Annotated in this window: 3 protein-coding genes; 1 reads left to right on the forward strand and 2 read right to left on the reverse strand. The window is 67.0% G+C overall.

Features of this window, described 5'->3' with window-relative positions:
- The first annotated feature begins 319 nt into the window (after window positions 1–319).
- On the forward strand, window positions 320–1,531 hold the full coding sequence (locus tag CSC74_RS03045) for an EAL domain-containing response regulator (RefSeq protein ID WP_281349708.1): 1,212 nt from the start codon (window positions 320–322) through the stop codon (window positions 1,529–1,531).
- A gap of 58 nt (window positions 1,532–1,589) precedes the next feature.
- On the opposite strand, the gene CSC74_RS03050 is transcribed toward CSC74_RS03045, so the two are convergent.
- Together CSC74_RS03050 and CSC74_RS03055 are read right to left on the reverse strand one after the other, a co-directional pair.
- Window positions 1,590–9,455, reverse strand: coding sequence for a DUF7507 domain-containing protein (locus tag CSC74_RS03050; protein ID WP_162312931.1), 7,866 nt, complete (start codon window positions 9,453–9,455; stop codon window positions 1,590–1,592).
- 93 nt (window positions 9,456–9,548) lie between these two features.
- A complete protein-coding gene (locus tag CSC74_RS03055; RefSeq protein WP_162312932.1) occupies window positions 9,549–13,223 on the reverse strand; it encodes a TonB-dependent receptor in 3,675 nt (1,224 codons plus the stop codon).
- Between the last annotated feature and the right edge of the window lie 489 nt (window positions 13,224–13,712).

Below are 13,712 nucleotides of genomic sequence, written 5' to 3' on the forward strand. Positions count from 1 at the left end.
CGCGCCCGGCGAATAGACTGGCGGGGCAATACGCCCGCCCCCGCAACACCGACCCATGGAGACACTCCCCCGGACATACGCGCAGTCTCAGCCTTTACCTTACTTGCCATGCAGCCCCCCCCCCGGAATAACCGAAGACGCTGCCACGCAGCGTGCCGCCGTCTTCCTGCACCCCAGTATGCCCCCATCCAAGCGCCTGCACCTGCATAGGACGAAGGATTGCCCAGCCCGTTTAATGTCGCTCCGGTTGTCCTTGTTTGTCAACGCGAAAAGCCTGCTCTAAAGTCGCTCGAGGATCCTCTCCAGGACTGCGCCGATCATGCCTAGAAACCGATTCTCCGACTTGCGTGCGCTGGTAGTCGACGACGATCCCCTGATGACGACACTGATCGCGATGCTTCTCCGGGATTGCGGATTCGTGCAGGTCGAAATCGCCGGCGGCGGACAGGCTGCTCTCGAGCACCTCTCGAGGCGCACCGTCCATCTGCTCATATGCGACCTCAACATGCCGGGCATGGACGGTGTTCAACTGATGAGCCGGATAGCCGCACTCGAGCAGCGTCCGGCGATCATTCTGGTCAGCGGCGAACACTCGCGCATTCTGGACTCCAGCCGCCAGTTTGCCGAAGCCAAGCAATTGACCTTGCTTGGCGTGCTCCGCAAGCCGGTCGCGCGGGATCCATTGATATCCCTGCTCGACCTCTATCGGCCCGAGATCGGACTTCCTCGCGCCGACCCGGTGCACGCACCGATGGATGCGGCGTATTTGAGCAAGGGCATTGGGAGTGGCGCGGCGCGTTTGCGCTACCAGCCGAAGATCGACTTGCGCTCCGGCGAACTGATTGGTGTGGAAGCGTTGCTGCATTGGACCGACCCGACATTCGGCGTTGTGCCCTCTGTCCATGTGGTCGATGCGGCAGAGCGATGCGATTTGATCGACGAGCTGACTCTGGTGGTCCTTGCCCAAGCCGCACATGACCGCCGGACTGCCGCGGACAAGGGAATATTCCTCAACTTCGCCATCAACGTATCGCTTAAAAACCTGCGCGATGCGGACATCGTCGAACGGATGCTGGAAGCCGTGGCGAGCGAACTCGGCGAACCTGCGGATTTCACGCTGGAGATAACGGAAACACACCTGGTCGATGACCTGGCGAAAATCCTTGAGCCCCTGCTCCGCCTGCGTTTGTTCGGCTTCAAGATCTCCCTGGACGATTACGGTACCGGCGCTTCCAGCATGCAATTGCTTTCGCAGTTGCCCAGCACCGAACTGAAGATCGACCGAAGCTTCGTGACCGCCGCGCCGAGAAGCATGCAAGGTCGAGCGTTCATGCAGTCCGCCGTCGAATTGGGGCTGCAGATGGGCCAATCCATCGTTGCCGAGGGCATAGAGACCGAGGAAGAGCGCGCGCTGGCCCTGGAGCTTGGGTGCGAGATTGGACAGGGCTATCTTTTTTCCCGGCCTCTCATCTTCGAAGATCTAGTGGCGATGGCTGGAAAAATGCCCCAGCTTGCGCACGACGCGTCGTAGCCTGTTCTCCTTCTATCTTTCTTTACGCGCTCAACCACTGCCCGCAAGGCCACCCCCTTCAAGGAGCCGGCCCTGCGGGCACATTCGAAAGCGGCGGCGCCGGATCCGCACTGGCGTCCACCCGCACCTTGGCCCGGACCTCCGGGCTCAACCGCTGGACCAGCGCCGCCTGCACCGCCTGCGCCCGCCGCTGACCCAGTGCCGTGTTGTAGGCGTGCGTCCCGCGCCCGTCGGTATGGCCGACGATCGTCACCACCCCGCCGCCCGGCCGCTCCAGCACCGCCGCCACCTGGTCCAGCAACGGCTCGAACTCCGGCCGGATCGTCGCCGCGTCCGTGTCGAACAGCACCGTGCCCAGCAACAGCCCGCCCTCGCCCACGCCCGTCACCAGGGTGTCGGGCGTGTCGACGTCGGCACGCACGCTCACGCTCAGTTGCGCCGCGACCGCCGCCTCCAGCTGTGCCGCCAGCGCCTCCTGCACCGCTTGTGCACGAGCCAGGGCTAACGCTTCGCCTTCGCCATCAGCCGCGATCACCACCTCGCCCCCCCCGTGCGCACGCACCGTCGCCGCCATCTGTTCGATCACCGGCACATGCTCCTGCGGGATCCGCGCACTGCCCGGCGCGAACAGCACCGTGCCCAGCTGCAGCTCCTGTATCTCCTTCACGCACCGCTTCACGCCCCAGTCGAACCGTACCGGCACGCCTGGCGTGATCCGCCGCAGCAGCGGGTTGTCCGTGGTGAACGCCGCGCCCGCCGGCAACGTCGCTGGGTCCACCTTCAGGATGAAGTTGCGGCCGCGTTCCCACGGACCGCCCGGGATCCCCGCCAGGTGGTAACGACCATACCGGTCCGTCTCCGCCATCAGCCCCTCCACCGATACGATCCGCACCCCCGGGATCCCGCGCTCGTCCGGTGGCGTCTGCTCGCCGTCGCCGTCGCAGTCGTTGAACACCGTGCCGAACACCAGGCTGTCGTCCACCAGCGGGTCGGCCACCACCTCCACCCGCGCCGTGGCGATATTGGAGATCGGCTCGCCCGTCGTCGGCGAGAACGCCTGCGCCTGGTTCTCATGCACCCCCGGACGCACGCCCGCGCCCACCCGCATCAGGTAGACCAGCGTCGCCGTCTCGCCACCGGCGATGTCCAGCCCGCCGAACCGCACCGGACTGAACCCCTCCGCCGTGCCGGCATCGTCCTCGTCGTCCACCACCAGCGAACCGGCCACGTAGGTGAACCCCGCTGCCGGCGTGTCCACGATCGTGCCGTCGCGCAGCCGGCCGTTGCCCAGGTTCTGCACCGTCAGCGTGTAGCGCACCAGATCGCCAATGTGGGTCTGCCGCACCGCCGCCACCTTCGCGATGCGAAGGTCAGACGCCGCCACCACGTGTTCGGTCGCACAGCTCACGCAGGTCACCGTGGTCAGGTTGCCGTGGCTGGTGGCCGTCACCGCGTTGCCCACCGTCGCGCCGGCCTGGTCGTTGATCGTCGCCGGATAGGTGAACGTGTACGTCCCCGCCGGCGTGCCCGCCGGCAGCGTGCAGGTGATCGCCCCGCCGCCCTGCACGCAGCCCGACGGCAGCGTGCCGATCGTCAGCCCCGTCTCCGGCGTGTCGGTCAGCACCAGCTCGCCGTTGAGCGCTGCGTTGGCGATGGTCGCCATCAGGGTGTAGGTGAGCGTCTGACCCACTTCCAGCTCCGTGCCCGCGGCCGGATCGGACGTCTTCACCACCTCGACCACCGCCGCGATCACCGTCACCGGCACCGTGCAGGTGCCGGCGCACGTGGGTGGGTTGGCCGGATCGTCGCTGCGGCCGGTCACCGCGTTGTCCACCGTGCCTCCGGCCGGCGCCTGGTTGGTCACCGTCGCCGTGTACACCCCCGGGTACGTTCCCGGCAGCGTGCCCGCCGGCAGCGTGCAGGTCAGCACGTTGCCGCTGCCACTGCACGTGTACGCACCGGCATCGCTCACCGCCCCGAACGCCAGGCCGGTGCCCAGCGTATCGGTCAGGGTCGTCACCGCCGTGGTCTGCGACTGGCTCACCGTCGCCGTCAGCGTGTAGGTGATCGTGTCGCCCGCCCGCACCGGCCCGGCCGTGTCGGCGACCTTGGCATACGTCACCGCCGGTGGCGCTACCGGCGTGGCGGTCGTGCACGTCCCCGCACAGGTCGGCGCCGGCGTGTTTGTGTCACCGCTGGCACCAGTCACCGCGTTGTCGACCGTTCCCGTCGCCTCGGTGTTCACCGTGACCGTGTAGCCCACCGTGTAGGTGCCCGGCGGCTGGCCGGCCGGTAAGGTGCAGGTCACCGTGTTGCCAGTGTTGCTGCAGGTGAACCCGCCTGCAGCGGTCATTGCGTTGAAGGTCAGACCCGTTCCCAGCGTGTCGCTCAACACTACGTCGCTTGAACTGGTCGCGTACTCCACCGTCACCGTCAGCGCGTAGGTCAGGACATCGCCCACCGCCACCGGGCCGGTCGTGTTCACCGTCTTGCCGTAGGCCACCCGCGCCCGCGCGCCCACCGTCACGCTGTCCGTCGCCGGCGCCAGCGTGCCGCTGGCCGGCGTGCCCGTCGCGCTCGCGTTGTTGGTCACCGAGCCCGCGCCCAGGTCCGCCTGCGTGATGGCGTAACTCGCCGTGCACGTCGTGCTCGCCCCCGGCGCCAGCGTCGTCGCCGGACACGTCACTGTCGCGATCTTGTCGTCGCTCACCACCAGCGCCGTGATCGTCACGTTGCCGGCGTTGGTCACTACGTACGTGTAGCCGACCACGTCGCCCACCGCCGTGTACGGCACGCCGCTCACCGCCGTCTTGTCCAGCGTCAACGACGGCGTCGTCGTCGCCGTGACCGTCACTGTGTCCATCGCCAGCGTCAGCGTGCCCTGCGCCGGCGTACCCGTCGCACTGGCGTTGTTGGTCACCGAGCCGGCATCCAGATCCGCCTGCGTCACCGTATAGCTGGCCGTGCAGGTCGTGCTCGCCCCCGGCGCCAGACTCGTCACCGGACAGGTCACCGTCGCGATCCGGTCGTCGCTCACCGTCAGCGCGGCGATCGTCACGTTGCCGGTGTTGGCCACCTCGTAGGTGTAGCCGACCACGTCGCCCACCGCGTCGTACGGGGTCCCGCTCGCCGCCGCCTTGTCCAGCGTCAGCGCCGGCGTCGCCGTCGCCGCGACCGTCACCGTGTCGGTAGCCGGCGTCAGCGTGCCCTGCGTCGGCGTGCCCGTCGCACTGGCGTGGTTGGTCACCGAACCGGCATCCAGATCCGCCTGCGTCACCGTATAGCTGGCCGTGCAGGTCGTGCTCGCCCCCGGCGCCAGACTCGTCGCCGGACACGCCACCGCCGCGATCTTGTCGTCGCTCACCGCCAGGCTGTTGATCGTCACATTGCCCGTGTTGGTCACCACGTACTGGTAACCCACCACATCGCCCACCGCGTCGTACGGCGCTCCGCTTGCCGCCGTCTTGTCCAGCGTCAGCGATGGCGAGGCATCGGCATCCACCGTCTCGGTATCCGTCACCGACGTCAGCGTCGGCGGCGAACCCGACGCCGTCGCCCGGTTCGTCACCGAACCCGCATCCAGGTCCGCCTGCGTGATCGTGTAGCTCGCCGTGCACGTCGTGCTCGCCCCCGGCGCCAGACTCGTCGCCGGACACATCACCGTCGCGATCCGGTCGTCGTCCACCACCAGTTCGTTGATCGTCACGTTGCCGGTGTTGGTCACCACGTAGGTGTAGCCGACCACGTCGCCCACGCTGTCGTACGGCACGCCGCTCACCGCCGTCTTCACCAGCGTCAACGCCGGCGCCGAAGTCGCCGCGACCGTCTCCACGTCCCGGCCCGGCACCAGCGTGCCGCTGGCCGGCGTGCCGGTCGCGATCGCAGTGTTCGTCACCGACCCCGCGTCCAGGTCCGCCTGCGTCACCGGGTAGCTGCCCGTGCACGTCGTGCTCGCCCCCGGCGCCAGACTCGTCACCGGGCAGCTTACCGTCGCGATCTTGTCGTCCGTCACCGTGATCGCGTTGATCGTGATCGCGCTCGGGTTGGTCACCACGTAGGTATAGTCGATCGTGTCGCCCACCGCGTCGTACGGAGCGCCCGCCACCGCGGTCTTCACCAGCGTCAGCGACGGTGTCGCACTGGAGGTCGCCGTCGCGCTGTCCGTCGCCGGCGCCAGCGTGCCGCTGGCCGGTGTCCCCGTCGCACTCGCGTTGTTGGTCACCCGCCCCGCGTCCAGGTCCGCCTGCACGATCGTGTAGCTGCCTGTGCAGGTCGTGCTCGCCCCCGGCGCCAGGCTCGTCACCGGACAGGTCACCGTCGCGATCTTGTCGTCGCTCACCGCCAGCGCATCGATCGTCACGTTGCCGGTGTTGCTCACCTCATACGTATAGCCGACCGTGTCGCCGACCACTGTGTAGGGGTTGCCCGAGGCCACCCGCTTCACCAGCGTCAGCGACGGACTGGCCACCGCCGTCGCCACCGCGCTGTCCGTCGCTGGCGTCAGCGTCCCCTGCCGCGGCGTGCCGGTCGCGCTCGCGTTGTTCGTCACCGACCCCGCGTCCAGGTCCGCCTGGGTGATGGTGTAGTTGCCCGAGCACGTCGTGCTCGCGCCCGGCGCCAGGCTCGTCGCCGGACACGTCACCGTCGCGATCCTGTCGTCGGTCACTGTCAGCGCATCGATCGTGATGCCGCCGGTGTTGGTGACCACGTAGCGGTAACTGACTAGGTCGCCCACTTCGTTGTACGGACTGCCCAGCGCGACGCTCTTGTCCAGCGTCAACGCCGGCGTCGCCGCGCTGTTGACCGTGGCACTGTCGGTGGCCGGCGCCAGCGTGCCGCGCGTGGGCGCGCCCGTCGCGATCGCGTTGTTGGTCACCGATCCCGCGTCCAGGTCCGCCTGCGCCACCGTGTAGCTCGCCGTGCACGTCGTGCCCGCCCCCGGCGCCAGTGTCGTCACCGGACACGTCACCGTCGCGATCTTGTCGTCGCCCACCGCCAGCGCGGTGACCGTCACGTTGCCCGTGTTGGTTACTACATACCGGTAGTTCACTACCGCGCCCACCGCGCTGTACGGTGCACCCGATACCGCCGTCTTCACCAGCGTCAGCGCCGGCTGCGCATTGGCGGTCACCGTCTCGCTGTCCGTCGCCGGCGTCAGCGCCCCCTGCGTCGGCGTACCGCTCGCGCTCGCGTTGTTGGTCACCGAGCCCGCATCCAGGTCAGACTGGACGATCGTGTACGTCGCCGTGCACGTCGTGCTCGCCCCGGGCGCCAACGTCGTTACCGGACAGCTCACCGTCGCGATCTTGTCGTCCGTCACCGCCAACGCATTGATCCTCACGTTGCCCGTGTTGCTCACCACGTACCGGTAGCCGACGACGTCGCCCACGCCGTCGTACGGGCTACCCGACGTCACCGTCTTGACCAGCGTCAACTGCGGACTGCCCGTCGCCACGGCCGTCGCATCGTCCGTGGCCGGCGCCAGCGTGCCGCGTGCCGGCGTACCGGTGGCCGAGGCGTGGTTGACCACCGTGCCGGCATCCAGGTCCGCCTGGGTGATCGCGTAGCTCGCCGTGCACGTCGTGCTCGCCCCCGGCGCCAGACTCGTCACCGGACACGTCACCGTCGCGATCCGGTCGTCCGTCACCACCAGCGCATTGATCGTCACGTTGCCGGTGTTGGTCACCACGTAGCGGTAGTCGACGACGTCGCCCACGCTGTCGTACGGGCTGCCTGACGTCACCGTCTTGGCCAGCGTCAGCGCCGGCGCCGCCGCTGGCGCCGTGATCGTCACCTGGTCCCGCGGGACGCTCAGCGTCCCGTTGGCCGGCGTGCCGTTCGCGGTCGCCACGTTGGTCACCGACCCCGCGTCCAGGTCCGCCTGCGTTACCGTATAACTGCCCGTGCAGGTCATGCTGGCCCCGGCCGCCAGCGTGCTCGCCGGACAACTCACCGTCGCGATCCGGTCGTCCGAGACCGCGATGCCGCTGATGCCCACGTTGCCCGTGTTGGTCACCACGTAGGTGTAGTCCACCTCCTGGCCCACCGTCGCATAGGTCGCGCCCGACTCCTGCTTGTCCAGCGTCCACGCCGGCACGCCCAGCGAGATCACCGCATCGTCGGTCGCCGTCAGCGTCTGGTTGCTCGGGTTGCGCGCCGTCGCCCGCACGATGTTGGTCACGATCGTCGCGTCCACGTCGGCCTGCGTCACCGTGTAGGTCCCGGTGCAGGTCACGCTCGCGCCCACCGCCAGCGAGGTGATCCCGCCGCAGCTGACCGTGGCGATCCGGTTGTCCGTCACCGCCAGGGTGGTCAGCGCCGTGCTGCCGGTGTTGGTCACCACATAGCTATAGGTGGCCGTATCCCCCACGCTGTCGTAGAACGACCCGCTGGTCACGCTCTTGACCACGCGCAGTCCCGACGGCGCGGTGGTCGCCCGGTTGGTGAGCGTGCAGCTGATGTTGTCCCCGGCTGCGATGGTCACGCTGAAGTCGCTGCCCGCACCGCTGGGCAATACCGTGGTCGACTGCGGCGTGGTGTTGGTGCAGCTGATCGACGGCGCATACGCGCTCAGCGCCGAAGTGCTGCCCGCCGCCATGATCTCCCGCACGGTATAGCTGGTCCCCGCCGCCGCCGGCGCCACCTGGATGCTGCCGTTGCCGACCGTGCTGCCCGTGCCCGTCGTGGTCGTCTGCACGCCGTTGGTGCCGACGATCCGCAGGGTGAACTGATCGCTCACCGCAACCCGGGCCGAGGCCAGCGCCTTGTTCAATTGCAGCCGCGGCAGCACCGGCTCGGCCTCGTTGATCGTCGTGGTCGCCGCCGTCTGCGGCGTCCCGCCGCAGGTCCGCATCGAGGCTACGTTGTAGGGATCGGCCGTGGTCGTCGGATCCAGATCGAAGGTGATGGTCTCCCCGGGATCGCCGAGACCATCGTCCACCAGCGTCACCGGCAGGTCGAACAGGGTGTCGTCGTACGCGCCCGCCGGGATGAACACGTCGAAGCTGGCACTGTTGCCCGGGGTGAGGTAGTCCACCCCCAGCGTCGCCGTCCCGCCCGTGATCCGCACCCGCACATTCATGCCCCCCGCCGGCACCGTGCCGGCCACGCGCAGCTGCGGCACGTTCACCGCCGGCTTGTCCTCCGTCTGCAGGTACGAGGTCTGCGCAAACTCCACGAAGGGGCGAAGGGTGACTTGGATGTTGTCGAGCGCGTTGCCTGAGTTGACCCCCCCGACACTTGAAATCGCTTCAAATCCGATATTGACCGCGCCCGTGGCCCCGGCATAGGTGTATTGGCCAGCATAGTCGGCCCAGCCATAGCCATTCGGGGCCATAGTTCCCGTGCGACTGCCAGTCCCTTGCAACACAGTGATATTGGCGACGCTGGCATTTCGCGATGTGGCAAAGCGCGCCACGCCGTTTCCCGTGCCAAAGCTCAACTCCATCACGTCCGCGACCGTGTTGCTGGCCCCACCATGGTGGCTGAGGCTCCAACCCACCGTCTCGCCCGTTACGAGGCATATATTCTGGAAAAGTCGCGACGCCTCTACCGAATTGAGCTCCGCGACCTGCTCGCCCGCACGTGGCACAACTGGAGGTTGCCAGAGAGTACCAAAGGCAAACCCCCGCGCCATGATGTCTACGGGTCGTCCGGTCGTCGTTGCTCCGGGAATCGGAACGCCTGTGCACGTGGTAGTGGCGTTATTGCCACGGACGCTATGGGTTGTCTGCCACCCGGGGATCACTCCGATAGAGAGTTGTCGGGTGCAACCCGTTCCAAGAACCGGCTGTTCGAAGCCAAGATTGATCATCGTGCGCTGCACCTGCGCCACCGCCGGCGCCGCCAGCGCCAGGGACGCCAGCCCCACGACCAACACGCACAGGCCTCGCGCCCACGCAACGAGCCGCATCAACGCCGACATGGAATCCCTCTTGGACGCAACCCGCATACGATTCTCCCCGCTCATTTCTTTTCCCCTTGCCCGCAGGCGCACGACACCGCTTGTGTACCCACGTCAATAACGGCCCGTAAGGTTCAGGAACCAGCCGCGCTGTCTGTAATCGAAGTCCGTCAGGTCATCGCTGAAGTCGGTGAAGTTGTAGCCGACGCCGATGCGGAAGTTGCGGCCGATGTCGCGATCCAGCCCGACCAGGAAGCCGCGCCTGGTGCCGCCGTCGTCCACCGCCAGCCATCGGTACTCGGCCAACGCATGCCATTGCGTGCGCAATTCGTAGCGTGCCTGCAGCGCTGCGAAGGTCGTGGCGGAATCGAACCATTCGCCTTCGCCGCGCCCCATCCGCACTTCGCCTTCGCGGCGCGCCAGCTTGGCGGCGTATTCCCAATGCTGTCCCGGCTTGAATACGCCCTCGAACGACAGTACGTGCGAACGCTGGTCGACCTGCGCGCCGCCGTCCTGTCCCAGCGTCGCCAGGTCGTACAGGTACGTATATCGGCCGAACAAGCCCCAGCGCGTGCTGTCCCATGGCCGGTACGCGAAGCCGAAGTTGCCTTCGATGAATTTCGCCCCTGCCTGCGGATCGAGCCGGTCGTCGGTGTCCGAGTAGTTCAGGCGCGCCGCGATGCGCCAGCTTTCGTTGATCTTGTGCGTCAGACGGTTGGTGCTGACCCACTGCTCGCGCTGCTCCGCACCGGTGTCGCGGCGCCACTCCAACTGGCTGCGCCACTCGGTATCCGACGAGGTGTGGCCGCCGCTCACGCTCACCGCGCGCCGATCCACCACGCCGGTACTGGATTCGAGTTCGCCCGAGTTGAGGGTGAAGCCCAGGTTCCAGCCCTGCCCCGGGTAGAAGTCCATGCCATAGGTGTGGACCAGGCCACTCTGTGCCGGCTCCTTCAGGAACTGGCTTTCGCTGTACATCGTGGCCTGGTTGGACAGGCGCCAGCGCTGGCCCAGCGTCCAGCCGCCCCGCGGATCGGGATCGAACAGCGAGCGATGCGTGCTGTCGGTCGAGTAGGTGTAGGCACCGTACAGTGTGTAGTCGGGGCTGAGCCTGTACTCGGCGTTGACCTGCGCCGCGTCGCCGCGGTCGCCGGTGGTCACTTCGGCGCCTACCGTGGACTGGCTGCCGAACAGGTACTTGCCGCCCAGCGTCAGCGCGTCGTTGTCGTCGTATCGGCCGTGGTCGTCGTCCAGGGTGAACTGCGCCAGGCCGTAAAGATCCAGCGACGTACCGACCCGTTGCGCGTACTTCAAGGCGCCCAGCAGGCCTGCCGCGTCCGCCACGCTGCTGTCTTGCACCCGGCGTATCTCGGCGCTGAAGGTCCGCGCATCATCGATGCGCCACTCCAGTGTGCCTTGCACCTGGGTGAGCGCGTCGCTGCCGCTCTCGGCCTTGCTATAGCGCGCATATACACCCAGCTGCGGGGTGAAGTGGCCCAGCACTTCGGCCCCGTATTCGGTGGTAGCGCGGCCCGACGCGTAGCGGCTCTGTGAGTAGCCTTCGCCGACCTCTCGCCACCAGGCGCCCGCCGCCCAGTCCATGTCGGTCCAGCCCAATTCCTTGAAATTGGCCCGCGCCTCCACCAGTTTGGCCTCGCCTTCGCGCGGACCCTGCGCGTCGAGCCGGGTGAAACTGAAACCGCCGTTGTCGGAGAAGAACACCGGTGAGGTGGACGATTCGGTCTGCACGTACTCGGCCTTGACGTAGGTGCCCTTCCCCGCTTGCAGGGTCAGGTCGCCGCCCATGATCGTGTAGTCCTCGCCTGCGCGCTTCTCGTCCACGTAGGTCAGGCCAACGCCGACGTGATCGCCGAACCACTGTCGGGCGCGACCGCCCGCGGTGATCTGGTCGTTGTCGAAGTCGGAAGGTACCCACTCGTAGTCCACTACCAGGCGCTGTTCGAAACCATTCAATGGCGTGTCGCGCGTCAGGGTCGGCGAATTCTCGCGCGTGATTTGCGCCAGCGGCCGCGTCAGCAGCAACCGGCCCTGCAATTCGTCGATCTCGTAATCGGCGCCCCGTTGCAGCGGGATGCGCCGCTCCACCCGGCCCGTGGTCAGGTCGCGCACTTCCAGCACCACCGTGTCCGAACCCGGCAGCAGGTCGGTATGCCGCAGGTAGTACAGGCTGCCGCCGGTGCCCAGGAACTCGACGTGGCCCGGCGCCGTCTGCGCCTCCGAGCCGAACAATCGCAGTTCCTGCTTCGGGGCGCCCCACGGATTGGTCTCGGGCGAGCGCCAGCTCAGTGCCGCGCCATACAGGGAACGCACGTACTGCGCGTACTCGTTGCCGGTCAGGCCGGTCGCGTAGTTGCCCCACAGCGCCTGGTTCTTGTCCCAGTCCACCCGAAGGTAGAAGCGCCCCATGGTGTCCACATCGCGCCAGACGCTGGAATCGTCGCCGTAGACCGGGTAATAGAGGTCCGGATCCAGGCGCCGGAACACGTCCTGCGGATCGGCCCGGGTAAAGCCGTCGAACAGACGCTCCAGGTCGCGCTCGGTCGTGTCCGCCTGAGCCGTCACCAGGTACTTCCCGCCCAATTTGGCCTTGCCGTAGAACGCCAACCGACCATCGCTGATCAGGTCGTCCTGGTAGCGGCTGTCGTTGGCGAAGGCGGCATCCGAACCGCTGACATGGTTCTTCGACAGCGTCACGTCGGCCAGCCCGACCGCGAAGAAGTAGCGGCCGGTCACATCGATCTCCTCCAGATGACGCTCTTCTTCCTTGCCATCCGTGCCACCTCCCTTGGCCACGATCTCGAACGGATGCCTGCCCACCGGCACCAGATACTCGGCCGCGAACTTGCGCTCCATATCCACCGGATAGTCGTCGCCGTTGATCGTCAGGGACATGCCCTGCGGCACATCGCGTCCCTGGATCCGGATGCGTGAGCCGTAGATCGGGATGTTCTGCAGGCGCAGACCGTTACCGGCAAAGGCGTTGTCGACCAGACTGCGCTGCAAGGCCTCGTCGATGCTCAGGTCCGTGCCGTCCTGCGCCTTCTCCCGCAGCAACCGCCCCGTCCGCTCCGCTTCCTGCGGCGTTACCAGTTGTAGCGTCTGCGCCTTGGTCTCGTCGTAACGGCCCTCCTTGTCGTACGCGCGCAGGACGTACACCAACTCGTCGCCCGCCCGCAGCGGGCTTCCCGCCATGACCCCATCCCACTGGGCGCGGGAAACTCCGGTCACGGCCACGGGAAACTCTGCCAGCGGTTCGATCAGATCGCTGTCGGTCGCGTGGTACAGGCTGATTTCGTAGCGTTCGACGAACGCCGGATAGTTGCCACGGACGTAGAAGTCCACCGGCTTGGTGATACGACCACCTTCGAAGGCCGCGACCGTCGGCGCGGACACGGACAACTCCGGCTGGCCCAGCACGGGATCCTCGGTGGCCCAGATAGCTGCGCCGCAGGCCAGCGTGATCGAGAACCGACCGGTCACCACCGCGCGACCCGGCTGCTCCATCGCGACGGTCACGCGCCTGTCAGGCTGCAGCGCCTCCGACGAAGAGCGTGCGTCCGTGCCTTGCGTTACCGGGACGTCGTAGCTGCGCGTGCGCACCTGGAACAGCAATCCCTCTTTACCCGTGCAGCCCTGCACGGTGCATTGGGGAGACGATGCGACAGGCTCCGCCTGCGGGATCCCGGATCCACTGCTGCCCTCCATCGCTTCTGCCAACGGCGCCATACCGGCGAGCAGTCCGATCAAGGCGCAGTCGAGCGTCTTCATCCTCAATGCACGGCGAACAACGGCATTGCTGCGCGCCATGGCAGGGTGTCTGTCAACAATCAGCCTCATCGCACTTCCCCTTCCCCCATCCGCCCCTTGCCACAGGCGGGTTTCTGATCAAGCCTCGCGCCTCTCGATGTCGGGCGGAAGTTACGTCCGGAGTCATCGGCCGATGCACCACAGACGCACTAGAACTGCGCCCCTTTTTTTGGAGGGGAGGGTTGAGGGGAATCAGGCAAACACGCTCTCGCCGGGCAGAACGAGGAGGCTCGACCCGTCAACATCACGCAGTGGAAACCGACAAGCCAGCGTTTATTCCAGCTCGCCCCCCCGTGCCGGCTCGCCTTGTTGTTAAGAACGGTCAGAACAAAATGCCTACGCCCCCCTTCGCGGGGATGACTGCAGTTATTCAAGCCTTCCAGAACCGGATATCCCGATGCGCCGATTCGCTTCTAGCACCCGACCCAAGGCAACGCAAGGGAGGGGGTA

The sequence above is a fragment of the Pseudoxanthomonas yeongjuensis genome, assembly GCF_010093345.1.
Lineage (GTDB): Bacteria > Pseudomonadota > Gammaproteobacteria > Xanthomonadales > Xanthomonadaceae > Pseudoxanthomonas_A > Pseudoxanthomonas_A yeongjuensis.